The organism is Pseudacidovorax sp. RU35E, from assembly GCF_900156165.1.
Classification (GTDB): Bacteria; Pseudomonadota; Gammaproteobacteria; order Burkholderiales; family Burkholderiaceae_C; genus Xenophilus.
Window position 1 is genome coordinate 117,952 of the sequence record NZ_FTMY01000006.1, and the last position, 24,772, is coordinate 142,723.

Sequence of the window (24,772 nt, forward strand, 5' to 3'; positions counted from 1 at the left end):
GCGCGCCTTACAGGTTCAGCAGCACGGCGCCCCAGGTGAAGCCGCCGCCCACGCCTTCGAGCATGACCGTGTCGCCAGTGCGCACCTTGCCGTCGCGCACCGCGGAATCGAGCGCCAGCGGGATCGATGCGGCTGACGTGTTGCCGTGCTCGTGCACGGTCACGATCACCTTGTCCAGGCCAAGCTTCAGCTTCTTGGCGGTGCCATGCATGATGCGGATGTTGGCCTGATGCGGGATCAGCCAGTCGATGTCGGCCTCGGTCTTGCCGGCCTTGGCCAGCGTGGCGCGTGCCGCCTCTTCGAGCACGCGCACCGCCAGCTTGAAGACGGCCTGCCCATCCATGTGCAACAGCGGCGTGCCCAGCACCTGACCACCCGACACATGGCCGGGCACGCACAGGATGCCCACATGTGAGCCATCGGCATGCAGATCGCTGGCCAGGATGCCGGGCGTGTCGCTGGCCTCCAGCACCACGGCGCCGGCACCGTCGCCGAACAGCACGCAGGTGGTACGGTCGTTGAAGTCCAGGATGCGCGAGAACACCTCGGCGCCCACCACGAGTGCGCATTTGGCAGCGCCAGTGCGCACCATGGCATCGGCCACCGTCAGCGCATAGACGAAGCCGCTGCACACGGCCTGCACGTCGAAGGCTGGGCAGCCGGCGATGCCGAGCTTGTGCTGGAGGATGGCGGCCGACGAAGGAAACACCATGTCGGGCGTGGATGTGGCCACGATGATCAGGTCCACCTCGGCAGCGCTGCGGCCGGCGGCTTCCAGTGCATGCCGGCAGGCTTCCAGCGCCAGATCGCTGCTGTTGACACCGTCCGCCACGAAATGGCGGGCATGGATGCCGGTGCGCTCGACGATCCATTCGTTGGATGTCTCGATGCCGCGACCAGCCAGTTCCTGCGCCAGTTCGTCGTTGCTGACCCGGCGCGGCGGCAGGTAGCTGCCGGTACCGGTGATGCGGGAATAGAGCGTCATGAGGCTTGGAGTGCCGCGTTGTCGGTGGGCGCCGTCACCTCGGGCCGCGCCAGCAAGGGGGCGGCATGGGCGATGCGGGCGCGGACGCGGTCGAGCAGGTTGTTGCGGGCGGCATCATAAGCGCGATCCAGCGCGTGCCCGAAGGCCAGCTCGTCGGCCGACCCGTGGCTCTTGAACACGAGTCCACGCAGGCCCAGCAGCGCTGCGCCGTTGTAGCGGCGGTGGTCCAGCCGCTTCTTGAGTGCCTTCAGCACCGGGTAGGAGACCAGCGCCGCAACCTTGCTCATCAGGCCGCGCGAGTACTCCTGCTTGAGAAAGTCCACGATCATCGACGCCACGCCCTCGGTGGCCTTCAGCGCCACGTTGCCGACGAAGCCGTCGCACACCACGATGTCGGTGGTGCCCTTGAAGATGTCGTTGCCTTCCACGTTGCCGTGGAAGTTGAGGTCGCGCGACTCGGCCGCCTGGCGCAGCAGCACGCTGGCGCGCTTGATGACCTCGCTGCCCTTGATGACCTCTTCGCCCACGTTGAGCAGGCCCACCGTGGGCGAATCGTCGCCGCTCATCGACGACACCAGCGCCGAGCCCAGCACCGCGAACTGCAGCAGCGTCTCCGCATCGCAGTCCACGTTGGCACCCAGGTCGAGCATGGTGGTCGCCCCGCCCTTCATGTTGGGCAACTGCGTGGCGATGGCCGGCCGGTCGATGCCTTCCAGCGTCTTGAGCACGTAGCGGGCGATGGCCATCAGCGCGCCGGTGTTGCCAGCGGAGACGGCCGCATGCGCAGCGCCGTCCTTGACCTGCTGGATGGCCACGCGCATCGACGAATCCTTCTTGCGGCGCAGTGCCACCTCGACCGGATCGTCCATGCCCACCACCTCGGTGGCGACCACGTGTCGCGCCCGCTCGTGGCTGAAGCCGGCCACGGCCGATTCGACGCCGACCAGTATTAGGCGGGCATCAGGATGGTTGTCGAGAAAACGACGGCAAGCCGCGAGCGTGACGCGGGGGCCATGGTCGCCGCCCATGCAATCGACCGCGAGGGTGATCGCCGTGGCAGCAGGAGCGTGCGGATCGGTGCTGGACATCAAAACAAAGGCCCGACGCTACGGGTTCAGTAGCCTCGGGCCTTGGCCTTGAAGGGGCAATCAGGCTTCGTTTTTGGTCTTCAGGACCTTGCGACCACGGTAGAAGCCGTTGGGGCTGATGTGGTGGCGCAGATGCGTTTCGCCCGTGGTGGGCTCGACGGCGATGCCGGGCACGCCCAGCGCGTTGTGCGAACGGTGCATGCCGCGCTTGGAAGGCGACTTCTTGTTTTGCTGAACGGCCATGGTTGGCTCCTGCGAATCTGTTGGGGTGGCGGAAAGGCGCGAGACCCTGAGGCAGCGGCGCCAGCGGTCGAACCAGCCGGCTAACCGCGCTGCAACCCGCGAGTGCCCTGCCCAGACCAGTCGGAAGCAACCGACCAGAAAAGGCGCAGCACCGGGGGCGGCCCGGACATGCACGAAGCATTCGTGCATCGTCTGACAAGGCCTGCGGCATGCGCGCGAAGCCAGCGAGTATAGCCCAGCTGGACCACCCAGCGCCAGAGGCCGCGATGAACGCAATGTCAGTCCTTGTGAGATCCGGGCTTGCCCTTGCGCAGACCCTCGAGTACTGCGAAAGGATTTGGCTTGTCGGCACCCGCAGTGTCGAAGTCATCATCCACGGCCGAAAGGCGCGGCGGCTGCGGACAGACCTCGTGGCGTGGCGCCACCGGGATGTCCATCAGCAGTTCGTCCTCCACCAGCGCACGCAGGTCGAAGTCGGCCTCGAGGGCCAGCACGTCCTCCTCGGCCTCCTCGTCCTCGGCAGCAGCCGTGGCCTCGTCGGCGACGAAGCGGAACCAGCGGTCTACCGAAAGCGCCGTCGGCACAGGACCCAGGCATCGCTGGCAGACGAGCGGCAGTTCGGTGTCGGCCTCCACATGCAGCCAGGGCACGCCCGGACCGGCGGCGTTGCCGCGCATCTCGCCGTGGGCACGCCAGCGGACCTCAACCGGCGGGGCAACGGGGGTGGCCTGGGCCGCCTCTGCAGTGAGCCGCGGCCACTGCGCCAACGGCGTGGCCTCGGCCAGTGCGGCACCCGCCTGGGCGAAGGCCTTCACATCCAGGCGTGCGACATCGAATTCCTTTTTCATGGGATGAAGTCTACGTCGCACCTGTCCAGTGCACAGGCCATCGGCCGACCTCGGGGGCGCGGCGGCTCGTCGAGAATCTGACCATGCCACCCAACGTGATCCTGGGATCGACCTCCCGCTACCGCCGCGAACTGCTGTCGCGGCTGCACCTCCCCTTCGACGTCCAGGCCCCCGAGGTGGACGAGACCCCGCACCCCGGCGAGGCGCCCGCCGCGCTCGCCGTCCGCCTGGCCCTGGCCAAGGCGCAGGCCGTGGCCGAGCGCTTTCCAGAAGCCATCGTCATCGGATCCGACCAGGTGGCCGATCTGGATGGCGAGCCCTTGGGAAAGCCCGGTGACCATGCCCGGGCCACCGCGCAATTGCGTCGCATGCGTGGGCGCACCCTGATCTTCCAGACCGCTCTGGCGGTGGTGTGCAAGGCCACCGGCTTCGTACAGCAGGACCTGGCACCTGTGCGCGTGGTGTTCCGCAGGCTGGACGACGCGGCCATCGAGCACTACCTGCGCACCGAGCAGCCCTATGACTGCGCCGGAAGCGCCAAGAGCGAAGGTCTGGGCATCGCCCTTCTCGAGTCCATCGACAGCGACGACCCCACGGCACTGATCGGCCTCCCGCTGATCCGCACCTGCCGCCTGCTGCGCGCCGCGGGGGTGGACCTGCTGTGAGCCCCTCGGACATCGCCCCGCCTGTGGCCGGCCCGGGCACGCTCTACCTCGTCCCCGCCCCGCTGGACTTCGGCTGCGACATCCAGGTCCCGGTCGAGGACAGCCTGCCTGCCGCCACCCTTCGCGCCGCCGCGAGCCTTGGCCACTGGGTCTGCGAAAACGCCAAGAGCGCCCGCGCCCTCCTCAAGCGCATCGACGGCATGGTGCCGCTTGCCGTGCCGATCCAGCAGATGTCGATCCGGGAACTGCCCCGTGAAGTGCACAAGAAGGGCGACCATGGCGGCGGCTTCGATGCCCGTGGCCTGCTGGCCGACCTGCAGGCTGGCCATGACGTCGGATTGTTGAGCGAGGCCGGCATGCCGGCGGTCGCCGACCCCGGCTCGTCGGTGGTGCGTACCGCCCACGACCTGGGAGCATCCGTGGTGCCATTGGTGGGGCCCGTGTCTCTGCTGCTCGCGCTGGCGGCCAGCGGCCTGGGCGGCCAGGACTTCGCCTTCACTGGCTACCTGCCGCAGGACGCCGAGGCCCGCCGCCAGCGCATCCGCGATCTGGAAGGCCTGGCCCTCAAGCGCGGGCAGACGCAGATCGTCATCGAGACGCCCTACCGCAACGATGCCGTGCTGCAGGCCCTGGTGCAGACGCTGCAGCCGAATACGCGCCTGGCGGTCGCCTCCGGGCTCACGCTGCCGCAGGCGCAGATCAGCAGCCGCAGCGTGAAGGGCTGGCGCGCGCTGCCCGAGCGTGCCATGGGCAAGCTGCCTGCCGTCTTCGCGTTCGGCCGATGAGTGCGCGCCTGCCAGCCGCCCGCTGGGCCGCGCGCACGCAGTTCTTCTGCTCCGGGTTCATCTTTGCGACCTGGGGTGTGCACATCCCCACCGTCAAGGCGCACTACGGACTCGACGAGGCTGCGCTCGGCCTTGCGATGCTGGCTGCCGGCGTGGGCGCACTTCTGGGCCTGGCACGCGCCGGCCGCTGGATCGGCCGCCTGGGCGCGAATCGCGTCGCCGGTGCAGTGGGCTGCGGCTACGCACTGCTGCTCGTCCTGCTGCTGGCCATGCCGGGCTATGCCACCCTGCTCGCGCTGCTGGCCGTTTTCGGCCTACTCACCAGTGTCTTCGACGTGGCGATCAACACCGAGGCCGCAGCCATCGAGCTGACGGAAGGCGTGCCGCGCATGAGCGGCATGCATGGCATGTTCAGTCTGGGCGGCATGGCCGGTGCCAGCAGTGGCGCGGCGTTGCTGGCTGCAGGCTGGGCGCCCGTCATCCATCTGGGGGTCGTTGCCGCGGCGATGGCGCTCGCCATCGGCATCGCGGCGGCGCGCATGCTCCCGGCATCGCACACGGCCTCCGCGGGCGAGGACGCAGGTGGCGGCCTGCGCAACGCCCGGGGGCCGCTGCTGATCCTCGGGCTTCTGGCGGCCCTGGGCCTCGTGGCCGAAGGCGCGATGTACGACTGGAGCGTGCTGTACCTGCAGCAGGAACTCGGCAGTCCGCAGCAGCAGGCCGCCCTGGCCTACGCCAGCTTCTCGGCCGCCATGGCGGCCGCCCGCTTCGGGGGCGATGCCCTGCGGGCCCGGATTCCCTCGACCTGGCTGCTGGCGGGAAGCGCCCTCCTGGCAGCAGCCTCCATGACCGTCGGCCTGCTCACGCATTCGCCCTCGGTGGCGCTGGCCGCCTTCGCAGGCGTCGGGCTGGGCTTCGCGAACGTGGTGCCGCTGCTGTTTGCCGCGGCGGCGCGCGTGCCTGGCGTGGAGCCGGCACGGGGCATCGCCGCGGTCTCGGCTGCGGCCTATCTCGGCTTCATGGCCGGGCCGCCGGTCATCGGCTTGATCGCCGGCGCCAGCTCACTGACCCATGCCCTGTCGGTGGTTGTGATATTCGCGATGGCGCTGGCGGCCTCGGCGCCGCTGGCCTCACGCGGCAACACGCACTGACGCCTGTCGAGCAGGCCCGGGCGCGCTCAGCGCACCGACGGTGCAGCCCGCATCGTGGCATGCACCGCCACGTCGGCGAAGGCAGCGCCGAACTTCTTGGCCAGGCGCTCGGCCACGTTGTCGCGGCGGGTGTAGTCGACCACGTCCTCCGCCTGGATCACGTCGCGGGCCACGTAGTCGATGCTGCCGAGCTGGTCCGCCAGGCCCAGGTCCACGGCCTCCTGGCCGGTCCAGAACAGGCCGCTGAACAGTCCGGGCGTGTCCTGCTTCAGGCGCTCGCCCCGCCCCTTCTTGACCACGTCGATGAACTGCGCGTGGATCTGGTCGAGCATGCGCTGGGCGTGAGCGCGCTGGGCATCGTTCATCGGGCTGAAGGGATCGAGGAAGCCCTTGTTCTCGCCGGAGGTCAGAAGCCGGCGCTCGACGCCCAGCTTTTCCATCGTCCCGGTGAAGCCGAAGCCGTCCATCAGCACGCCGATGCTGCCGACCAGGCTGGCCTTGTCGACGTAGATCTTGTCGGTGGCGGCAGCGATGTAATAGGCAGCGGAAGCGCAGCTTTCCTCCACCACGGCATAGATCGGCTTGCCGTGCTTGGCCCGTAGGCGCTTGATCTCGTCATGGATGATGCCGGCCTGCACCGGACTGCCACCCGGCGAGTTGATCAGCAGGACGACCCCTTTGGAGCCCGGATCCTCGAGTGCGCTCTTGAGGGAGGCGATGACGAACTCCGCACTCGCGTCGGCACCGTCGGCGATCTCGCCGCGGATGCTCACCACGGCGGTATGCGCCGTGGTGGTGGCCGTGCTGGGCGCGCCGCGGCTCAGTGCCAGCCAGGCCAATGCCACGAAGAACACCAGCCAAGCCAAGCGCACGAAGGTCTTCCATCGCCGTGCGGCGCGCTGCTCCTTCAGCGATGCGAAAGCCAGCTTTTCGAGGGTGGCGCGTTCCCAGCCGGGCGCAGAGGTCGGATCGTTTTTCACGGAGGTGGGTGCAGAGGCTGCGGATTCGTTCAGGGGCGCGGGCGTCGGCTCAAAGGGCTCGAAGCCAGAGGGTTCCAGGCGGTCGGGAGGACTCATGATGCGGAAGGCCGTCGAGCCATGGTGATGCAGGGCGGCTCGGATTCAGAAGGTGAACGGGCGCAGGTTCCAGGCAGTATGCCAGTGCACCACCCCGTCGATTTCGCTGAGCTCGATGCGCACCAGCCCACCTCGGCAGGGCCCGCTGGCACAGGCGCCGGTGTCGGGCGCATACGCTGCGCCATGGGTGGCACACAGGAGCCAGCGGCCGGTGTCATCGAAGAAGCGACCTTCCTGGTAGTCCATTTCCATGGCGACATGGGTGCAACGGTTCAGGTAGGCATGCGGCCGACCTTGCCAGCGAATCGCGAAGGCCCGGCAGGTCTGGCCGCCATAGATGACATCGAATGGAACCGCCAGCCCACCGTCTGACAGGTCGGCGCTGCGGCAAAGGGGGAAAAGGGCGTCATCAGCCACGCGGGCAGCGTACCAAAGAACGCCGTGGCCGCCGTGTCAGGGGTTGCCGCGGCACCACACCGGCACGCGGCTTGCCGGCGACGACGGCGCCGCGAGAGGCAGCTCAACCGCGCTGCAAGAGCCACTCGGCCAGGTCGGGCACGGAATGCGCCACATGCAAAGGCGCCAATGCGTCGAAGCCTTCCGTCGAGTGCGCGCCATAGCCCACGCCCACGCTGGCGCAGCCGGCATTGCGCGCCAGCTGCAGGTCGTGCACCGTGTCCCCGATCATCAGCGTGCGTTCGGGCGTCACATCCAGCGCCTCCATCAGCTCCAGCAGCATGCGCGGATGGGGCTTGCCGAAGGTCTCATCGGCCGTGCGCGAGGCATCGAAGCGATGGCGCAGCGCGACGGAATGAAGTGCCTGGTCCAGTCCGCGCCGAGACTTGCCGGTCGCGACCGCCAACTTGTGGCCGCGCGCAGCCAGCGCGTCCAGCAGCGGTAATACGCCGTCGAAGAGCACCAGATCGTCCTGGTGGCGCAGGTAATGGAAGCGGTAGCGCTCGCCCAGCTCGCGGTACTTCTCAGGCGGCACGTCGGGTGCGGCGCGGGCCAGCGCCTCGGCCAGGCCCAGACCGATGACCCAGGCCGCATCATGGTCGCTGGGGCGACGGCCGCCCACGTCGACCACCGCTTCCTGGATGCAGCGCACGATGACGGCGGTGGAGTCGTACAGCGTGCCGTCCCAGTCGAAGGCAATCAGGTCGAAGCGGCGGCCAGCCGGAGAAGTGTCAATGTTCGTCATGGGAATCGGTGAGGGCGGCAAGCGCCTGCGGCGGCAGCAGTTGCGCCAGTTCGTCGGGAAGCGCCGCCTGCAGCGCCACGGGCGCCTCGGAGACAGGGTGCTGGAAGCGCAGCCGCCAGGCGTGCAGGAACATGCGGCGCAGGCCCAGCCGCGCCAGCGTGCGGCGACGCTCGAAGTCGCCGTACTTGTCGTCGCCAGCGATGGGATGACCTTCATGCGCCAGGTGCACACGGATCTGGTGGGTGCGGCCAGTCTTGATGGTCACGGCCAGCAGGCTCATTGGCGCATCGTCGCCGGGCAGCTGCAGGCGCGCCAGCATGCGCACCAGCGTGAGGGCGCGCATGGCATCGGGATGGTCCTTGCCCACCACCTTCACCCGGCGCTCGCCCTCCGCGGCGCCATCCTTGGGCGGCAGCAGGTAGCGGGCGAGCGACGCATCGAGCACCTTGCGGCGGGCCGGCCATTCGCCCTCGACCAGCGCCAGGTAGGTCTTGCCGGTCTCGCGGGTGCGGAACTGCGCCTGCAGCGCCGTGAGCGCGCTTCGCCGCTTGGCGACGAGCAGGATGCCGGAGGTCTCGCGGTCCAGCCGGTGCACGAGTTCGAGGAAGCGCGCCGTGGGACGGGCGGCGCGCAGCTGCTCGATCACGCCGAAGCTCACCCCGCTGCCGCCATGCACGGCCGTGCCGGCGGGCTTGTTGACGGCCAGCAGCACCTCGTCTTCCATCAACAGGTCGAAGTCGCGGGCAGGCGCTGCCGGGGCGGACGACGCCGCAGCCGCGGCCACCCGGACCGGTGGCAGGCGCACCACGTCGCCCTCTTCGACCCGGGAGTCGGCCTGCGCACGGCCTTTGTTCACCCGCACCTCACCCGCACGGATGATGCGGTAGACGTGGGTCTTGGGAACGCCCTTGAGGTGGCGGAAAAGAAAGTTGTCCAGCCGCTGGCCGGCGGATTCGGCATCGACCGTCACCAACCGGACTTCGGGGGCCGGGGCCCGCGCCGGACGCTCTTTGGGGCCGGGCTTAAGACCTATAATATTTGTCACCAGCGCGGCTCGGTCAGTGCTTATTCGAACGAGAAGTTTAGAGCACCCGCCGGAAGCGCTGGAGGTCGATGCCACTTGCGTGGTCCACCATCGCCGGCCCCAGGCCCACCAGGCCACGGGCGGCGCCGGATGCGCAAGGCGAGCCGACGCTGACGAAACCCCGAGACGGATTCCCCCCTTGCCGGCTGGCGGCCTGTTCTTTCAGAGACGGGCGCCGGACGGCGGATCGATGCGAGACCCCCTTGTGCTGCTGATGTGGCTGCTCCGTATGTGCCTGCGCTGGCTGATGCCGGTGGCAGCGCCCATGCATCCAGCGCCCGCCACCTCGGTGCCTGTCCAGCCACCCGACGTCCCCAAGATGTCCGGCCGGCGGCAGATCGGTCTCGCGCCCATCCTCGCGCCCCCTCCCCTGTCGCGTCCTGCGGGCTGATGCCCGGCCGGCGGCTGTCTGCCGCCTGCAATCGCGGAAAGGAGAACGGCGCTGTCCCGTCGTTTCGCCGCGTCGTCCGCGCATCGTGGGCCCCTTCCGGGCCAGTGAAGACACACACGAACAAGGACACGCACTCCCATGAAACGGATGCTGATCAACGCCACGCAGGCCGAAGAACGCCGCCTGGCGATCGTGGACGGGCAGAAGCTGCTCGACTACGAAATCGAGATCGAAGGGCGCGAACAGCGCAAGGGCAACATCTACAAGGCCGTCGTCACCCGCGTCGAGCCCAGCCTGGAGGCCTGCTTCGTCGACTACGGCGAAGACCGCCACGGCTTCCTGCCCTTCAAGGAAATCTCCAAGCAGTACTTCGCCGAAGGCGTCTCCGCCAGCCAGGCGCGCATCCAGGATGCGATCCGCGAGGGCCAGGAACTGCTGGTCCAGGTCGAGAAGGAAGAGCGCGGCAACAAGGGCGCCGCCCTCACCACCTTCGTCAGCCTGGCCGGCCGCTACGTGGTGCTGATGCCCAACAACCCGCGCGGCGGCGGCGTCAGCCGGCGCATCGAGGGCGAGGACCGGGCCGAGCTCAAGGAGGCGATGGACCAGCTCGAGTACCCCAAGGGCATGTCCATCATCGCGCGCACCGCCGGCATCGGCCGCACCGCGCCCGAGCTGCAGTGGGACCTGAACTACCTGCTCAAGCTGTGGACCGCCATCGACGGCGCCGCCAAGGGCGGCAAGGGCGCCTTCCTGATCTACCAGGAGTCGTCGCTCGTCATCCGCGCCATCCGTGACTACTTCAATCACGACATCGGCGACATCCTCATCGACACCGACGACATCTACGAGCAGGCGCAGCAGTTCATGGCGCACGTCATGCCCGAGCATGCCGCCCGCGTGAAGCGCTACCGCGACGATGCCGCGCTGTTCAGCCGCTTCCAGATCGAGCACCAGATCGAGTCGGCCTACGCCCGCACCGTGCAGCTGCCCTCGGGCGGCGCCATCGTGATCGACCACACCGAGGCGCTGGTGTCCATCGACGTCAACTCGGCCCGCGCCATCAAGGGCGGCGACATCGAGGAGACGGCCACCCGCACCAACCTCGAAGCGGCCGACGAAGTGGCCCGCCAGATGCGCCTGCGCGACCTGGGCGGCCTGATCGTCATCGACTTCATCGACATGGACGAGTCGAAGAACCGCCGCGAGGTCGAGAACCGCCTTCGCGACGCGCTGCGCCAGGACCGCGCCCGCGTGCAGTTCGGCACCATCAGCAAGTTCGGCCTGATGGAGATGAGCCGCCAGCGCCTGAAGCCCGCGCTGTCCGAAGGCTCGTCGATCCCCTGCCCGCGCTGCGGCGGCTCCGGCCACATCCGCGACACCGAGTCGAGCGCGCTGCAGATCCTGCGCATCATTCAGGAAGAGTCCATGAAGGACAACACCGCCGCCGTGCACGTGCAGGTGCCGGTGGAGGTCGCCTCCTTCCTGCTGAACGAGAAGCGCACCGAGATCGCCAAGATCGAGCTCAAGCAGCGCGTGAACGTGCTGATGATCCCGAACAAGACGCTGGAGACGCCCAACTACAAGCTGGAGCGGATGAAGCACGACGACCCGCGCCTGGATCAACTGCGTGCCAGCTACACCATGGCCGACGAGGTCGAGGACCCGACGCGCATCACGCGCCGCTCGCAGGAGCCGACCAACCGCCAGAGCCCCGTCATCAAGGGCGTGCTGCCGGATGCGCCGGCGCCCGTGGTGCCCGCGCGCGAGGAAAAGCCCGCGGCGCCGGCGCCTGTCGCCGCAGCCCCGGTGGTCGCGCCGGCACCGGCTGCGCCCGCACCCGCCGAACGCGGCTTCTTCGGCTGGCTCAAGGGTCTGTTCGGCGCTGCGCCGGCGCCGGCGCCTGTTGCCGCGCCGGTCCCCGCGCCGGCACCGGCTGTGGAAGAAACGGCCCGTCCAGGCGGCGGCAGTCGCCGCGGCGAGCGTGGCGGTCGCAGCGGTCGCGGTGAAGGCCGGGGCGGCGAAGGTCGCGGTGAAGGCCGCAGCAACCGCGAAGGCCGCGGTGACCGGGGCGATCGTGGTGAAGGTCGCGGCGAGCGCCGCGAGGCGCTCAACGGCGAAGGCCGCCGCGAGCCCCGCGAAGGCCGTGAGCCGCGTGAAGCCCGCAACGGCGACAACGCCGGCCGCGAAGGCCGCGCGCCCCGTGAAGGCGGCGAACGCGATCGCCGCAATGGCCGTGGCGAGCGCCGTGAGGCCGCGCCGGTCGAAGCCCTGCAGGCACCGCTCGACGGCGCCCTCGAGGGCGCAGAGGCACCCGCAGAGCGCCGTGAACGTGGCGAGCGTGGAGAGCGCAACGGCCGCCAGGGCGAGCGTCGCGAACGCGGTGAGCGCGGTGAGCGCGGTGAACGTCGTCGCGACGACGGCATGGCGCGCGAAAGCGCCTCTGCCGAGGGCGACGATGCTGTGCGTGGCGGTGAACAGGCGCCGCGCGAAGGCCGCCGCGAGCGTCGCCCGGTCGACGCCCTGCCGGCCGCGGTGACCGAGGCCGAGGCGCTGCACCAGACGCCGGCCGAGGCTGCGGCCGTGGCCGAGGCGGCCGACGCCGCGGTGGGCGACGACCCGGCGCCGCGTCGTGAAGGCGAAGAACGCCGCCGCTCGCGCGACCGCTATGGCCGCGACCGCCGGGACCGTGCTTCGCGCGAGCGTGACGCAGGCGAAGCGGGCCGCGACGAGGCTGTCCAGCCGGTCGACGCGCCGTTGGCACCCGCCAGCGAGCCCGAAGCGGTCGCTCCTGCACCCATGGTCGAACAGGCGACCGAACCGACGGCCTCCCCTGCTCCGGTGGCCGTGGCGCCCGTGCCTGCGCCGGCACCTGCCCCGGCGGCTTCGTCGGGCCGCGGCGCGCTGCCGCGCGTGACAGCGTTCGCACTGCCGGCCGAGGAGTTGGCGGCGGTCGCCCAGGGGGCCGGCCTCGAGTGGGTGAATTCCAACCCCGACCGCATCGCCGAAGTCCGCGCGGCCATCGCCGCCGAGCCGAAGGCGGTCCACGTGCCGCGCGAGCGTCCGCCGGTGGTGGTGCTGGACGAAGGCCCGCTGGTCCTGGTCGAGACCCGTCGCGACCTGAGCGCCATCACGCTGCCTTTCGAGAAGGCGGCAGACCTCGACAGCCAGCCGGCCGCGACCGCGTCCTGATCGAAAGGTCCATGCCGGATTCGCGAAGGCGGGTCCGGCAGCCCCAGCCGCCAGCCTGTCCTGCAGGGTGCGGCCAAGCAAAAAGGCCCGTGGTGCAGACCACGGGCCTTTTTGCTTGGCGCTCATCCGGTCAAGGGCGGGCGCAGGTCGCCCAACGCCGACAAGGCACCGTCAGCGCGCACTAAACCCTGCGCGTCGACACCTCGCGGATTCAACCGCCCTGCGCGGCCCGCTTCCAGGCCATCAGGGCCTGCTGCGCGTCTTCCCGCTGCTCCGCGAGCTGGGCGACGGCCACCCAGGCACGACGGTGCAGTTCCGCATCCTGCTGGGCCAGCCCGGCCTGCGTGAGCAACTGCTGGGCCTTGCCCCACAGCTGACGCTTCATGCAGGCCATGCCGGCCAGGTACTGCAGGTGCGCGTCGCGCGGCTGGGCGCGCTGGGCGCCTTCGATGCGGGCCAGCCATTCGGCGTCGACCGTGTCGAGCCCCGCCTCCAGCGCACGCACGAGCTTGGCACGCTGGCTGTCGCTGAGCGCATCGGGCTGCGCAAGGGAGCGCTCCCACAGCGGCAGCAGCCAGGCGCGCGCCATGGCGAGGTCGCCGCGCAGCACCACCATGCGCTGGGCGGCCTGGATGGCCACTTCAGGGATGGCGCGCTCGGACGGATCCAGCTCGTTCCAGGCACGCATCAGCTGGGCCGGATCGTGCGCCTGGCCAATAAGCTCCAGCGCCAGGCCGCGCAGGATGCTGCGGGCGCCGTCGTCCGAGAAAGCGCGGTGCTTGGCCAGCAGGCGGGCCGTGTCCAGTGCGTCCTGCGTGCGGCCGGAGAGGCGCGTGGCCTTCAGGCGCAGCCGCAGCGCCAGCGTACGGCGCTGCACGCCCTGCGGCAGCTCGGCCAGCCGGTCCAGCGCGGCCGTGGCGTTGCGGTCTTCCAGGGCCCAGCGGGCCGAGCGCAGCTGCACGCCGTCACGTGTCTCGGCAGACATGCCGCCCCGCTCGCGGCCTTCGTTCAACGCATGCTGGAGATGCGCGTCACGGGCCGAGCGATCCTGGAGGGCCTGGGCGCTCTCGGCGGCCATGAGGTGCGCGAGCACGCGCACCTGCTGCGCCTGGGGCAGTTGGGCCTCCAGGCCGGAGAGCACATGCTCCTGGGCCAGCGCGGCGAGTGCCGACTTGCGCGCACGGGTGAAGCGGCCGGCCAGCAACTGCACCACCGAGTCCAGCAGGGCCGCGTGCAGATTGCGCTCCTTCTGCTGCAGGCGCCACTGCCGCGCCTGCACGGGCAGCGAGAAAAGCGCCTGCAGTGCCCGCAGCGCACCGTAGAGCAGCATGAACACCAGGATCAGCAGCAGCAGCGCGAAGTTGAGCGACAGGTCCACTCGCGTCGGCGGCCAGAAGACGGTGACGATGCCCTGGTTGTTGCCCGCGAACAGCGCCACCGCGGCCGCGACCGCGAACAGCACCAGGAGCCAGACGGCCGCGCGCATGGCCTCAGCGCCCCGCGGACACGGCTGCCAGGGCCGTGAGGGTGTCGTCGAGGCGCGCCGGCTCGGCCGCGCGCACCAGCGCCTGCACCTGCTGCAGTTGCGTCGCGGCGGCCTGCACGCGGCGCGAGGCCGGATCGAAATAGCGGTTGAGCGAGGCCGTCACGCCGGCCAGCTCGGCCCGTGCCGGCGCCACCTGGCCAGCCAGCAGCGCGAGCCGGGCGCTCAACAGCTTGAGCTTGAGGTTCTCGCGCAGGAAGTAGGTCTGGTCGGGCGCGAGCAGCACCGACTCGGGTCGGTCGATGCGCGAGACGCGGATCAGCGAGCGCACTTCGTTTCGTACACCCAGCAGGATGCGCTGCCACCAGGGCGCGTCGGCGGGAATCGCCTCGTTCGCCCAGCCGTCGCTGCTGCTGCGGTTGTTGCCCCGCGGCGCCAGCGCATTCATCACAGGCATGTCATCCACGCCCTTGAGCAGGTCGTCCAGTCGCGCCAGTGCCTCGCCCCCGTCGCCGCTCGCGGTGGCGCGGATGCGGTCGGCGTCGCGCTGGATGGCGCGCTGGACCGGCTGCAGCCGAGGCTGCGAAGCGCGGGCGATGCGCTGGTCGCTGGCCTTGAGCGCGGCCAACAGGGGCTGCACATTGCCGGTGGCCTGGGCCTGCTCCAGCGCAAGGCGCAATGCCGCGTCGATGTCCACCAGCAGGCTTTCGTCCCGCGAGCGCGAAAGGCTCTGCAGCGCTTCCTCGACCTGAGCACGCTGCAGACTGACTTCGGCCAGGCGGGTTTCGAGCACCGCCACCCGGGCATCGGCGGAGCGCACGGTCTCCTGCGCCTCACGGGCCAGGGTGCGGGCCTCGGTCGCCTGACGGGTGGCGTCGGCACTCTGGCGCGCCAGCTGCTCCTGCATGCCGCCCACCTTCTGCCAGAGCATGGCGGCCATGACGATGGCGACGAGTGCCGCGAGCGTGATGGTGCCAAAGGCCAGCCGCACCGCCAGCACGGCGCCGGAGGGGGGCACGGGAGAAGGGGGGACGGGGGCCAGGGGTCGCGCGACGGGATCGGTGACGGTGTCGTCGGTCGCGGGGGGTGCGCTCATCGCGGGAATTCTATCGACGCGGCCACGGCGTCCAGGTCAGGCGCGACCACGCGGACCCCACCAAAGCCCGCGCCGCGTGCGGCCTGTGCGATGCGCTCGTGGGTGGCCAGTGCAAAGGCCTGCGACCAGTCGGCACGGGGAGCCAGCGCCAGCAGGTTGGCCACGGCCTCCGAACTGCTGAACAGCCAGGTCGCCCCGCTTGCGATGCCGGCCTGCACGACTCGCGTGCCCTCGACGCCAAGCCTGGGCACCAACCGTCGGTAGACCGGCACCTGCACGGGCACGCCGCCCGAAGCCTCGATCCGGCGGAACAGCCAGTCGCGGCCCGCGGCCCGTCCCTCGGCATCGGCGCCGCGTACCAGCCAGACACAGGCCCCAGGCTCGATCTGGTGATGCACGCGTGCCCATAATGATTCCGAATCGAAGGGCCCTTCGGCCGCTGGCTGGTCGATGCGTGCCGAATCCACGCCGGCCTCGGCCAGCGCGCGCGCCGTGCCGGAGCCCGTGGCCCAGCATCGACAGCCGTTGACGCTGGCCGGCGGGGCGCTGGAAAAGAAATGCCGCACGGCCGACGCGCTCACGAACATCAGGACATGGGGCGACTGCTCGACAGGCCAGGCAACCGCACCGGCGAGTGGCGCGATCTCGATCAACGGCAAGGCCTGGGCCCCAATGCCCCGCGCGCGCAGCGCCTCGGTCCAGCGCGTGGCCTCGGGCTCGGGCCGCGTGACGATCAGGGAAGGCGCCGCAGTCATGGCCGGGGCAGGAAAAAGCTCGGGCAGCGGGCGCAGTCGCTCAGCCGAGCCGGGCACCGCCGGCCTGCAGGCGCCGCGCAGCCTCGGCGCCCAAGGCCTCGGCCGCGGTCAGGTCGACAGCGGTGTCGCTCAGCTCGGCCCTCACCAGCACGCCGGCCTGCTCCGCGTCGCCCCAGGCCGCACGCACATGCAGGCGGCCATCCCCCAGATCCTGCACGAACGCCGCCAACGGCATGGAACAGCTGCCGCCCATGGCCCGGCTCACCGCACGCTCGGCCGCCACGCGGCGCCAGGTGGTCATGTCGACCAGCGGCGCCAGGGCTTCGCGCAGGTCGTGCCGGTCTGCGCGGATCTCGATGCCCAGCGCGCCCTGCCCCGCGGCGGGCAGCATCTGTTCGGGCTCGAAGACGGTGCGGATGCGCGACGCCAGCCCCAGCCGCATCAGCCCGGCGGCGGCCAGCACGATCGCGGCATAGTGCCCTTCGTCCAGCTTGCGCAGCCGGGTGTCGAGGTTGCCGCGCAAGGGCTCGATGCGCAGGTCGGGCCGCAGGGCGCGCAGCAGCACCGTGCGGCGCAGGCTGGAGGTGCCGACGACGGCGCCTTCGGGCAGGTCTTCCAGCCGCGCGTGGTTGGGGGAGACGAAGGCATCGCGCGCGTCCTCGCGCTCGAGCACGGCCGCCAGTTCGAAGCCGTCGGGCAGTTCCATCGGCACGTCCTTGAGCGAATGGACGGCGATGTCGGCGCGGCCTTCTTCGAGCGCCAGTTCCAGTTCCTTGACGAACAGGCCCTTGCCGCCGACCTTGCTGAGCGTGCGGTCCAGGATCTGGTCGCCGCGGGTGGTCATGCCCAGCAGCTCGACCGTGTGGCCCTGTTCTTGCAGCAGGTCTCGCACATGCTCGGCCTGCCAGAGGGCAAGGCGACTTTCGCGGGTGGCGATCACGATGTGGCTCACAGAGCGGTCTCCGCGTGGTGTGCTGGGCCGCGGATGCTAGCATGTTGCGCCGCAGCAACGACTGATGGCAAACACCACAACCACTGCGTAGAGGAGAGTCCTGCATGCCGCCCGCCACCCGGACGAAAAGCACGAAGAAGCCTGGCGAGAACGCCGCCCCGTCACCGCGCAAGGGCACCGACGACGCCCCGCTGATCGAGGACATCCGGCTGCTGGGCCGCATCCTCGGCGACGTCATCCGCGAGCAGGAAGGCAAGGACAGCTTCGATCTGGTCGAGAAGGTGCGCACGTTGTCGGTCGCCTTCCGGCGCGACGCCGACCAGTCGGCCGACCGCGCGCTCAAGCAGTTGCTCAAGGGCCTGTCGGCGGCGCAGACGGTGCAGGTGATCCGCGCCTTCACCTACTTCAGCCACCTGGCCAACCTGGCCGAGGACCGTCACCTCATCCGCCGCCGCACCGAGGCCGAACGCGCGGGCGAGGCCATCGACGGCAGCCTGGATGTGGCCCTGGCCCGCATCCGCAAGGCGGGCGTCTCGGCAGACGACGTGGTGGGGACGCTGGCTCACAGCTACCTGTCGCCGGTGCTCACCGCCCACCCGACCGAGGTGCAGCGCAAGTCCATCCTCGACGCCGAACGCGGCATCGCCCAGCTGCTGACGGCCCGCGACGAGATCCGGCAGCGCCAGACCCTCTTCGCCGCGCAGAAGGACACGCTCACGCCGCGCGAGCTGGAAGAGAACGAAGCCCTGCTACGCACCCGCGTCGTGCAGCTGTGGCAGACGCGGCTGCTGCGCTTCACCAAGCTCACGGTGGCCGACGAGATCGAGAACGCGCTCTCCTACTACGAAGCCACCTTCCTGCGCGAGATCCCTAAGGTCTATGCCACGCTGGAGAAGGCCCTGGGCGCGGAGCACATCGCTTCTTTCTTCCGCATGGGCCAGTGGATCGGCGGCGACCGTGACGGCAATCCCAACGTCACGGCCGAGACGCTCGAGTACGCCCTGCGCCGCCAGTGCGAGCTGGCGCTGCGCCACTACCTGACCGAAGTGCACTACCTGGGCGGCGAGCTGTCGATGTCCGCCACGCTGGTGGACGTGACGGTGGAGATGCAGGCCCTGGCCGAGGCCTCGCCCGATCCCAACGAGCACCGCCACGACGAGCCCTACCGCCGCGCGCTGACCGGCATCTATGCCCGCCTGGCCGCCACGCTGCGCGATCTGACCGGCGGCGTGGCCGCGCGCCATGCGGTGGCACCGCAGAACCCCTACAAGTCGGCCGAGGAGTTCCTGGCCGACCTGCGCACCATCGAGGAATCGCTCATCGACAAGCACGGCGGTGTGCTGCTCGACCAGCGCCTGCGCCCGCTGATGCGCGCAGTGGAAGTCTTCGGCTTCCACCTGGCCACGGTGGACCTGCGCCAGAGTTCCGACAAGCACGAGGCCGTGATCGCCGACCTGCTCAAGGTGGCCCGCATCGAACCGACCTATGCCGAGCTGGCTGAAGAAGACAAGCAGACGCTGCTGCTCAAGCTGCTCAACGACGCGCGGCCGTTGCGCGTGCCCGGCGCCAGCTACCAGCCGCTCACCGTGAGTGAAGTGGCGATCTTCCAGCAGGCGCTGGAGTCGCACCGCCGCTACGGCCGCGCCGCCATCCGCCACTACATCATCAGCCACACCGAGACCGTGAGCGACCTGCTCGAGGCCATGGTGCTGCAGAAGGAAGTGGGCCTGCTGCGCGGCACGCTGCAGGAGGATGCCGTGTGCGACCTGATCGTCGTGCCGCTGTTCGAGACCATCGCCGACCTGCGCAATGCCGCGCCCATCGTGCGGGCCGTCTACGAACTGCCCGGCGTGCGCGCCATGATCCAGCGCTCCGGCGGCGAGCAGGACATCATGCTGGGCTACAGCGACAGCAACAAGGACGGCGGCATCTTCACCAGCAACTGGGAGCTTTACCGCGCCGGCATGGCGCTGGTGAAGCTGTTCGACGAAATGAACGAGGGCCAGAAGGACGGCATCCGCCTGCGCATGTTCCATGGCCGCGGCGGCACCGTCGGCCGCGGCGGCGGCCCCAGCTACCAGGCCATCCTCGCGCAGCCGCCCGGCACCGTGCGCGGCCAGCTGCGGCTTACGGAACAAGGGGAGGTGATCGGCTCCAAGTACGCCAACCGCGAGATCGGCCGGCGCAACCTGGAGACGCTGGTCGCCGCCACGCTGGAAGCCACCTTCCTCGGCTCCACCAGGTCCGCGCCCACCGCCTTCATCAATGCCGCGTCGACCATCTCGCAGGCCAGCATGGACGCCTACCGCGCGCTGGTGTACGAGACGCCCGGCTTCGTCGACTACTTCTTCGGCTCCACGCCCATCCGGGAGATCGCCGAACTCAACATCGGTTCGCGCCCGGCCTCGCGCAATCCCAAACGCAACATCGAGGACCTGCGCGCCGTGCCCTGGAGCTTCAGCTGGGGCCAGTGCCGGCTCACCATCAACGGCTGGTACGGCTTCGGCAGCGCGATCCAGGCCTTCCTGGCCGAGGCCAAGGACGTGGCCGGCCGCAAGGAGCGCGAGGTGCTGCTGCAGAAGATGTACGCCCAGTGGCCCTTCTTCCGCACGCTGCTGTCCAACATGGACATGGTGCTGGCCAAGAGCGATCTGCAGCTGGCCGCGCGCTATGCCGAGCTGGTGGGCGAGCGCAAACTGCGCCAGAAGGTGTTCTCGATGATCGAGGCCGAATGGCGCCGCACCTCCGATGCGCTGACGCTCATCACTGGCGCCAAGCAGCGGCTGGAAGGCAACGCCGAGCTGCAGCGCTCGGTGCGCCACCGCTTCCCCTACATCGACCCGCTGCACCATCTGCAGGTCGAGCTGATGCGGCGCTTCCGCGGCGGCGATGAAAGCGAGCGGCTGCAGCGCGGCGTCCACCTGTCGATCAACGGCGTCGCCGCAGGGCTGCGCAACACGGGATGAGGCTTGTTGCCGCCTGCGGGCGGAACTAATATGGGTGCCCATACCCAACGATATGGGCACCCCTATGAAAACAACGATCGAACTCCCCGACCCGCTCTTCGCGCAGGCGCGGCGCTATGCCGATGCCCACAACATGAGCATGAAGGCCCTGATCGAACAGGGCCTGCGCACCGTCATGGCCGAGAAGAAGGCCGCCAAGCCTTTCAAGCTGTGCGACGGCAGCGTCGACGGCCAAGGCCTGTCGCCCGCCTGGCGCGACGCTGGGTGGGACCAGATGCGAGATGCGCTCTACGGCCCGGACGCAGGGCGGGGCGGATGATCGCCCTGGACACCAACCTGCTGGTGTACGCCCATCGCGTAGACAGCCCATTTCACGCAGCAGCCGCAGCCAAGGTGGCCGAACTGGCCGAAGGCAACGGCGCATGGGCCATCGCCTGGCCGTGCCTGCACGAGTTCTACGGCATCGCCACCCATCCGCGGGTGTATTCGCCGCCCAGCACACCGGCCCAGGCGCTGCGGCAGATCGACCTCTGGCTGGAGTCGCCGACGCTGCATCTGTTGTCCGAATCGCCCGACCATTGGCCGCGGCTGCGCGCACTCATCGCCGATGCGCGGCTACAGGGGCCGATGGTGCACGACGCGCGCATCGCCGCGCTCTGCCTTGCCCATGGCGTGCGCGAGCTGTGGAGCGCCGACCGCGACTTCAGCCGTTTTCCCAACCTGCGCGTGCGCAATCCGTTGATCGGCTGATCGGCCTTCGCGCGGCCCCACTGCTTCGCGCCCTCTCGCGCCATTCGCTGGCGGAATAGCGCTTATCGCCCGCCTGCGTCTTCTGCGTTCGCCCCGCCCTTCCTAGAGTGCGGTCCATCGAACGAGGAGACCACTCATGGCAAGAATGACTGCGGCCCAGGCCGCCGTGCTGGTGATGGAACGCGAGGGCATCACGCAGGCCTTCGGTGTGCCGGGCGCCGCCATCAACCCGCTGTACGCCGCGCTGCGCGCCCATGGCGGCATCGGTCACATCCTGGCGCGGCACGTGGAAGGCGCCTCGCACATGGCCGAGGGCTACACCCGGGCCGTGGCCGGGAACATCGGCGTGTGCATCGGCACCTCGGGCCCGGCGGGCACCGACATGATCACGGGGCTCTATTCGGCATCGGCCGACTCCATCCCCATCCTCTGCATCACGGGCCAGGCGCCACGGGCCCGGCTCTACAAGGAAGACTTCCAGGCCGTGGACATCGAGTCCATCGCCAAGCCCGTCACCAAGTGGGCCGTCACCGTGCGCGAGCCGGCGCAGGTGCCGCAGGTCTTCCAGCAGGCCTTCCACCTGATGCGCTCGGGCCGGCCCGGGCCGGTGCTCATCGACCTGCCCTTCGACGTGCAGATGGCCGAGATCGAATTCGACATCGACACCTATGCACCGCTGCCGGCCTACAAGCCCGCCGCCACGCGGGCGCAGATCGAGAAGGCGCTGGCCATGCTGAATGCGGCCGAGCGGCCGCTGATCGTGGCCGGCGGCGGCGTCATCAACGCCGACGCCAGCGCACTGCTGGTGCGCCTGGCCGAGCTGACCGGCACGCCGGTCATCCCGACGCTGATGGGCTGGGGCAGCATCCCGGACGACCATCCGCTGATGGCCGGCATGTGCGGCCTGCAGACCAGCCACCGCTACGGCAACGCCACGCTGCTGGCCAGTGACTTCGTGCTGGGCATCGGCAACCGCTGGGCCAATCGGCACACGGGCTCGGTCGACGTCTACACGCACGGCCGCACCTTCGTGCATGTGGACATCGAGCCCACGCAGATCGGCCGCGTGTTCATGCCCGACTTCGGCATCGTCTCGGACGCGGGTGCGGCGCTGGCCCTGTTCGTCGAGGTGGCCGAGGCCATGAAGGCCGAGGGCCGCCTGCCCGACCGCAGCACGTGGGCCGCCGAATGCCGCGAACGCAAGCGCACGATGCTGCGCAAGACCGACTTCGCCGACGTGCCGATGAAGCCGCAGCGCGTCTACCAGTGCATGAACCGGCACTTCGACCGCGAGACCTGCTACGTGAGCACCATCGGCCTGTCGCAGATCGCGGCCGCGCAGTTCCTGCATGTCTACCAGCCGCGGCACTGGATCAACTGCGGCCAGGCCGGCCCGCTGGGCTGGACGGTGCCGGCCGCCCTGGGCGTGTGCGCCGCCGACCCGTCGCGCCGCGTGGTGGCGCTGTCGGGCGACTACGACTTCCAGTTCATGGTCGAAGAGCTGGCGGTGGGCGCGCAGTTCAAGCTGCCGTACCTCCACATCGTGGTCAACAACAGCTACCTGGGCCTGATCCGCCAGGCGCAGCGCGGCTTCGACATGGACTACTGCGTGCAACTGGGCTTCGAGAACATCAATGCCGCGCCCGACGCCGGCATCGAGCGCCACTACGGCGTGGACCACAAGAAGGTGGTCGAGGGCCTGGGCTGCAAGGCCATCCGCGTGCAGCGGCCCGAGGAGATGCAACCCGCGCTGGACCAGGCCGAGGCCCTGATGGCCGAGCACCGCGTGCCGGTGGTGATCGAGGTGATGCTGGAGCGGGTGACCAACATCGCCATGGGCACCGAGATCGACGCCATCCGCGAGTTCGAGCCGCTGGCCGATGGCCTGGCCGATGCGCCCACGGCCATCGCTGCCGCCATGCTCGATTGAGAAGAGTGCGAGCGAATCCGCCATGGCCGCTGGGCTACGCCGGATTCATGCACGCCTTTTCTGAGCACCGTCCCATTCCGAAAACAGGAGCCCGCCATGCCCCGCTTCGCCGCCAACCTCACCATGCTGTTCACCGAGCTGCCCTTCCTGCAGCGCTTCGAGGCCGCCGCCCGCGCCGGCTTCGAAGGGGTGGAATACCTCTTCCCCTACGACTTCGAGGCCCGCGAACTGGCCGAGGCCTTGCGCGCACACGGCCTTGTGCAGGTGCTGCACAACCTGCCCGCCGGCGACTGGGCCGCGGGCGAGCGCGGCATTGCCTGCCATCCGGACCGCGTGGCCGAGTTCCGCGACGGCGTGGGCCGCGCCATCGGCTATGCGAAGACGCTGGGCTGCCCGCAACTGAACTGCCTGGTCGGCAAGCTGCCCGAGGGCGCTCTGCTTTCCGACGTGCAGCCGGTGCTGGTGGACAACCTGCGCTTCGCCGCGCGCGCGCTCGATGGCGCCGGGCTGCGGCTGCTGGTCGAGCCCATCAACCACTTCGACATTCCCGGCTTCGCCCTCACCCGCACCGACCAGGCGCTGGCCCTGCTCGACCAGGTGGGCGAGGCAAACCTGCGCATCCAGTACGACATCTATCACGCGCAGCGCATGGAAGGCGAACTGGCGGGCACCCTGAGCCGGCACCTGGCCCGCATCGGCCACATCCAGGTGGCCGACAACCCCGGCCGGGGCGAGCCGGGCACGGGCGAGATCCACTACCGCTGGCTGTTCCAGCACATCGATGCGCTGGGCTACGACGGCTGGATCGGGTGCGAATACAAGCCGCGCGCAAAGACAGAGGAAGGTCTGGGCTGGATGCGCGCCCTGGCCGCCTGAGCCGCACCACCAGCACGACCTTTCAAAGGAGACGACCGCCATGAACACCATCACCAACGACAAGACCGCCGCACCCCGCCGCATCGGCTTCATCGGTCTCGGCATCATGGGCACACCCATGGCCGGCCACCTCGCCGCTGCGGGCCACACGCTCTTCGTCCACACCCGCGGCCAGGTGCCGGCGGCCCTGGCTGGCCGGGCCGAGGTCTGCACCAGCGCCGCCGAGGTGACCCGCCATGCAGAAGTGGTCTTCCTCATGGTGCCGGACACGCCCGACGTCGAGAAGGTTCTGTTCGGCGAGCACGGCGTGGCCGGGGGCCTGGCCGACGCGCATGGCGGGGGCGCCGGCAAGACCGTGGTGGACTGCAGTTCCATCGACCCCATCGCCACGCAGGACTTCGCGCGACGCATCGCGGCCCTGGGCGCCGGCTACGTCGACGCACCCGTCTCCGGCGGCGAGGTCGGTGCCAAGGCCGCCAGCCTCACGATCATGTGCGGCGGCGACGAGGCGGTGTTCGAACGCGTGCGCCCGCTGCTGCACACGATGGGCCAGAACGTCACCCGCGTCGGCGAGGTGGGCGCCGGCCAGATCACCAAGGTCGCCAACCAGATCATCGTGGCGCTCAACATCGCGGCCGTCAGCGAGGCGCTGGTCTTCGCCAGCAAGGCCGGCGCCGACCCGGCCAAGGTGCGACAGGCGCTCATGGGCGGCTTCGCGGCCAGCCGCATCCTCGAAGTGCACGGCGAGCGCATGATCCAACGCAGCTTCGCGCCAGGCTTTCGCATCGCGCTGCACCAGAAGGACCTGAACCTCGCTATGCAGAGCGCCCGCAGCCTGGGCGTGGCCCTGCCGCAGACGGCGGGTGCGGCCCAGTTGATGAATGCCTGCGCGGCGCTGGGTCATGGCCAGTCGGACCATTCCGCGCTGGTGCGGGCGCTGGAGGCGATGGCCGGCCATCCTGTGGCGCCTGGCGGCGACTGACTCGTCGATAACCCCCTGGTCCGACAGCCTCGGACCGCGGCGGCTCATGCCGTTGCGCAAGCAAATCGATCCTTCTCCCCACTGCCCTAGAACGGCTGTCCTCTGCGCCGCGCCTCCCGCACCGGGTCGCGCGGCGCTCTGCATGGCGTGATTTCATGACAGATGGGCAGCCGCATGGCGCCATGCACGATCGGCATAAGGCGCCCGGTGCCAGACGCTCCGGTCATGCGGCCCAGGCACGCCGCGTGCGGTAGCCTCGGTCCCCTTTCCTCGATT

At 69.8% G+C, this 24,772-nt stretch carries 23 protein-coding genes; 11 read left to right on the forward strand and 12 right to left on the reverse strand.

Annotation, left to right across the window (positions count from 1 at the left end):
• Positions 1 to 7: 7 nt before the first annotated feature.
• The 4 genes from BXA03_RS12420 to BXA03_RS12435 form a co-directional block, all read right to left on the reverse strand.
• Positions 8 to 985, reverse strand: a complete 978-nt coding sequence (locus tag BXA03_RS12420; protein WP_076508013.1) for a beta-ketoacyl-ACP synthase III — start codon at positions 983 to 985, stop codon at positions 8 to 10.
• On the reverse strand, positions 982 to 2,073 hold the full coding sequence (gene plsX / locus BXA03_RS12425) for a phosphate acyltransferase PlsX (RefSeq protein ID WP_076508015.1): 1,092 nt from the start codon (positions 2,071 to 2,073) through the stop codon (positions 982 to 984). The genes BXA03_RS12420 and plsX overlap by 4 nt, the downstream gene beginning before the upstream one ends.
• A 60-nt stretch (positions 2,074 to 2,133) precedes the next feature.
• Positions 2,134 to 2,316: a 50S ribosomal protein L32 gene (rpmF, locus tag BXA03_RS12430; RefSeq protein ID WP_017760020.1), complete on the reverse strand. Its 183-nt coding sequence runs from the start codon at positions 2,314 to 2,316 to the stop codon at positions 2,134 to 2,136.
• A gap of 278 nt (positions 2,317 to 2,594) precedes the next feature.
• The gene (locus BXA03_RS12435; protein ID WP_076508018.1) at positions 2,595 to 3,164 is read right to left on the reverse strand and encodes a YceD family protein; all 570 of its coding nucleotides are present in this window, start codon (positions 3,162 to 3,164) and stop codon (positions 2,595 to 2,597) included.
• Between the two features lie 83 nt (positions 3,165 to 3,247).
• On the opposite strand from BXA03_RS12435, the gene BXA03_RS12440 reads away from it, so the two are divergent.
• Genes BXA03_RS12440 through BXA03_RS12450 form a run of 3 tightly spaced genes read left to right on the forward strand, consistent with a single transcriptional unit; the run spans position 3,248 to position 5,765 of the window.
• On the forward strand, positions 3,248 to 3,829 hold the full coding sequence (locus tag BXA03_RS12440; protein ID WP_076508021.1) for a Maf family nucleotide pyrophosphatase: 582 nt from the start codon (positions 3,248 to 3,250) through the stop codon (positions 3,827 to 3,829).
• The gene (locus BXA03_RS12445; protein ID WP_234983668.1) at positions 3,826 to 4,614 is read left to right on the forward strand and encodes an SAM-dependent methyltransferase; all 789 of its coding nucleotides are present in this window, start codon (positions 3,826 to 3,828) and stop codon (positions 4,612 to 4,614) included. Before BXA03_RS12440 ends, BXA03_RS12445 begins: the two co-directional genes overlap by 4 nt.
• Positions 4,611 to 5,765, forward strand: a complete 1,155-nt coding sequence (locus BXA03_RS12450) for an MFS transporter (RefSeq protein WP_076508024.1) — start codon at positions 4,611 to 4,613, stop codon at positions 5,763 to 5,765. The genes BXA03_RS12445 and BXA03_RS12450 overlap by 4 nt, the downstream gene beginning before the upstream one ends.
• Positions 5,766 to 5,791: 26 nt before the next feature.
• On the opposite strand, the gene BXA03_RS12455 is transcribed toward BXA03_RS12450, so the two are convergent.
• From BXA03_RS12455 to BXA03_RS12470, 4 genes are all read right to left on the reverse strand, one after another.
• Complete coding sequence (locus tag BXA03_RS12455; RefSeq protein ID WP_076508026.1) at positions 5,792 to 6,841, reverse strand: S49 family peptidase; 1,050 nt, start codon at positions 6,839 to 6,841, stop codon at positions 5,792 to 5,794.
• Positions 6,842 to 6,886: 45 nt separating this feature from the next.
• Positions 6,887 to 7,258 (reverse strand): Rieske (2Fe-2S) protein, encoded by a 372-nt coding sequence (locus BXA03_RS12460; RefSeq protein ID WP_076508029.1) that lies wholly within the window; start codon positions 7,256 to 7,258, stop codon positions 6,887 to 6,889.
• 103 nt (positions 7,259 to 7,361) lie between these two features.
• Positions 7,362 to 8,042 (reverse strand): HAD-IIIA family hydrolase, encoded by a 681-nt coding sequence (locus tag BXA03_RS12465; protein ID WP_076508032.1) that lies wholly within the window; start codon positions 8,040 to 8,042, stop codon positions 7,362 to 7,364.
• Complete coding sequence (locus BXA03_RS12470) at positions 8,029 to 9,087, reverse strand: RluA family pseudouridine synthase (protein ID WP_076508035.1); 1,059 nt, start codon at positions 9,085 to 9,087, stop codon at positions 8,029 to 8,031. The genes BXA03_RS12465 and BXA03_RS12470 overlap by 14 nt, the downstream gene beginning before the upstream one ends.
• A gap of 229 nt (positions 9,088 to 9,316) precedes the next feature.
• On the opposite strand from BXA03_RS12470, the gene BXA03_RS12475 reads away from it, so the two are divergent.
• Together BXA03_RS12475 and BXA03_RS12480 are read left to right on the forward strand one after the other, a co-directional pair.
• A complete protein-coding gene (locus BXA03_RS12475; protein ID WP_143476297.1) occupies positions 9,317 to 9,517 on the forward strand; it encodes a hypothetical protein in 201 nt (66 codons plus the stop codon).
• A gap of 138 nt (positions 9,518 to 9,655) precedes the next feature.
• Positions 9,656 to 12,706, forward strand: coding sequence for an Rne/Rng family ribonuclease (locus tag BXA03_RS12480; RefSeq protein ID WP_076508041.1), 3,051 nt, complete (start codon positions 9,656 to 9,658; stop codon positions 12,704 to 12,706).
• A 211-nt stretch (positions 12,707 to 12,917) separates the two neighbouring features.
• Here the strand turns inward: BXA03_RS12480 and BXA03_RS12485 are convergent, their stop codons facing one another.
• Genes BXA03_RS12485 through hemC form a run of 4 tightly spaced genes read right to left on the reverse strand, consistent with a single transcriptional unit; the run spans position 12,918 to position 16,992 of the window.
• Positions 12,918 to 14,192 (reverse strand): heme biosynthesis protein HemY, encoded by a 1,275-nt coding sequence (locus tag BXA03_RS12485; RefSeq protein ID WP_076508044.1) that lies wholly within the window; start codon positions 14,190 to 14,192, stop codon positions 12,918 to 12,920.
• Positions 14,193 to 14,196: 4 nt separating this feature from the next.
• Positions 14,197 to 15,285, reverse strand: a complete 1,089-nt coding sequence (locus BXA03_RS12490; RefSeq protein WP_076508047.1) for a uroporphyrinogen-III C-methyltransferase — start codon at positions 15,283 to 15,285, stop codon at positions 14,197 to 14,199.
• Positions 15,282 to 16,040 carry a uroporphyrinogen-III synthase gene (locus BXA03_RS12495; protein ID WP_076508521.1) on the reverse strand — a complete coding sequence of 253 codons (759 nt, stop codon included), beginning with the start codon at positions 16,038 to 16,040 and terminating at the stop codon, positions 15,282 to 15,284. The genes BXA03_RS12490 and BXA03_RS12495 overlap by 4 nt, the downstream gene beginning before the upstream one ends.
• A 40-nt stretch (positions 16,041 to 16,080) precedes the next feature.
• The gene (gene hemC, locus BXA03_RS12500; RefSeq protein ID WP_076508050.1) at positions 16,081 to 16,992 is read right to left on the reverse strand and encodes a hydroxymethylbilane synthase; all 912 of its coding nucleotides are present in this window, start codon (positions 16,990 to 16,992) and stop codon (positions 16,081 to 16,083) included.
• 104 nt (positions 16,993 to 17,096) lie between these two features.
• On the opposite strand from hemC, the gene ppc reads away from it, so the two are divergent.
• The 6 genes from ppc (at position 17,097) to BXA03_RS12530 (ending at position 24,496) form a co-directional block, all read left to right on the forward strand.
• Positions 17,097 to 19,958 (forward strand): phosphoenolpyruvate carboxylase, encoded by a 2,862-nt coding sequence (ppc, locus tag BXA03_RS12505; protein ID WP_076508053.1) that lies wholly within the window; start codon positions 17,097 to 17,099, stop codon positions 19,956 to 19,958.
• A 64-nt stretch (positions 19,959 to 20,022) separates the two neighbouring features.
• Positions 20,023 to 20,277 (forward strand): hypothetical protein, encoded by a 255-nt coding sequence (locus BXA03_RS12510; RefSeq protein ID WP_083716046.1) that lies wholly within the window; start codon positions 20,023 to 20,025, stop codon positions 20,275 to 20,277.
• Entirely contained in the window at positions 20,274 to 20,708 is a 435-nt protein-coding gene (locus BXA03_RS12515) for a type II toxin-antitoxin system VapC family toxin (RefSeq protein WP_076508059.1), read from the forward strand. The genes BXA03_RS12510 and BXA03_RS12515 overlap by 4 nt, the downstream gene beginning before the upstream one ends.
• A gap of 136 nt (positions 20,709 to 20,844) precedes the next feature.
• Positions 20,845 to 22,638 (forward strand): glyoxylate carboligase, encoded by a 1,794-nt coding sequence (gene gcl, locus BXA03_RS12520; RefSeq protein ID WP_076508062.1) that lies wholly within the window; start codon positions 20,845 to 20,847, stop codon positions 22,636 to 22,638.
• A gap of 96 nt (positions 22,639 to 22,734) precedes the next feature.
• Positions 22,735 to 23,514, forward strand: coding sequence for a hydroxypyruvate isomerase (gene hyi, locus BXA03_RS12525; RefSeq protein ID WP_076508065.1), 780 nt, complete (start codon positions 22,735 to 22,737; stop codon positions 23,512 to 23,514).
• 40 nt (positions 23,515 to 23,554) lie between these two features.
• The gene (locus BXA03_RS12530) at positions 23,555 to 24,496 is read left to right on the forward strand and encodes a 2-hydroxy-3-oxopropionate reductase (protein WP_076508067.1); all 942 of its coding nucleotides are present in this window, start codon (positions 23,555 to 23,557) and stop codon (positions 24,494 to 24,496) included.
• Positions 24,497 to 24,772: the final 276 nt, after the last annotated feature.

Excerpts from the sequence above, each read along its gene's own strand:
- gcl (WP_076508062.1), top strand. The coding sequence starts at position 20,845 with ATGGCAAGAATGACTGCGGCCCAGGCCGCCGTGCTGGTGATGGAACGC.
- ppc (WP_076508053.1), top strand. The coding sequence starts at position 17,097 with ATGCCGCCCGCCACCCGGACGAAAAGCACGAAGAAGCCTGGCGAGAAC.
- hyi (WP_076508065.1), top strand. The coding sequence starts at position 22,735 with ATGCCCCGCTTCGCCGCCAACCTCACCATGCTGTTCACCGAGCTGCCC.
- BXA03_RS12465 (WP_076508032.1), bottom strand. The coding sequence starts at position 8,042 with ATGACGAACATTGACACTTCTCCGGCTGGCCGCCGCTTCGACCTGATT.
- BXA03_RS12440 (WP_076508021.1), top strand. The coding sequence starts at position 3,248 with ATGCCACCCAACGTGATCCTGGGATCGACCTCCCGCTACCGCCGCGAA.
- BXA03_RS12495 (WP_076508521.1), bottom strand. The coding sequence starts at position 16,040 with ATGACTGCGGCGCCTTCCCTGATCGTCACGCGGCCCGAGCCCGAGGCC.
- BXA03_RS12435 (WP_076508018.1), bottom strand. The coding sequence starts at position 3,164 with ATGAAAAAGGAATTCGATGTCGCACGCCTGGATGTGAAGGCCTTCGCC.
- BXA03_RS12455 (WP_076508026.1), bottom strand. The coding sequence starts at position 6,841 with ATGAGTCCTCCCGACCGCCTGGAACCCTCTGGCTTCGAGCCCTTTGAG.
- rpmF (WP_017760020.1), bottom strand. The coding sequence starts at position 2,316 with ATGGCCGTTCAGCAAAACAAGAAGTCGCCTTCCAAGCGCGGCATGCAC.
- BXA03_RS12530 (WP_076508067.1), top strand. The coding sequence starts at position 23,555 with ATGAACACCATCACCAACGACAAGACCGCCGCACCCCGCCGCATCGGC.
- BXA03_RS12490 (WP_076508047.1), bottom strand. The coding sequence starts at position 15,285 with ATGAGCGCACCCCCCGCGACCGACGACACCGTCACCGATCCCGTCGCG.
- BXA03_RS12515 (WP_076508059.1), top strand. The coding sequence starts at position 20,274 with ATGATCGCCCTGGACACCAACCTGCTGGTGTACGCCCATCGCGTAGAC.
- BXA03_RS12485 (WP_076508044.1), bottom strand. The coding sequence starts at position 14,192 with ATGCGCGCGGCCGTCTGGCTCCTGGTGCTGTTCGCGGTCGCGGCCGCG.
- BXA03_RS12450 (WP_076508024.1), top strand. The coding sequence starts at position 4,611 with ATGAGTGCGCGCCTGCCAGCCGCCCGCTGGGCCGCGCGCACGCAGTTC.
- BXA03_RS12475 (WP_143476297.1), top strand. The coding sequence starts at position 9,317 with ATGCGAGACCCCCTTGTGCTGCTGATGTGGCTGCTCCGTATGTGCCTG.
- plsX (WP_076508015.1), bottom strand. The coding sequence starts at position 2,073 with ATGTCCAGCACCGATCCGCACGCTCCTGCTGCCACGGCGATCACCCTC.
- BXA03_RS12420 (WP_076508013.1), bottom strand. The coding sequence starts at position 985 with ATGACGCTCTATTCCCGCATCACCGGTACCGGCAGCTACCTGCCGCCG.
- BXA03_RS12480 (WP_076508041.1), top strand. The coding sequence starts at position 9,656 with ATGAAACGGATGCTGATCAACGCCACGCAGGCCGAAGAACGCCGCCTG.
- BXA03_RS12510 (WP_083716046.1), top strand. The coding sequence starts at position 20,023 with ATGAAAACAACGATCGAACTCCCCGACCCGCTCTTCGCGCAGGCGCGG.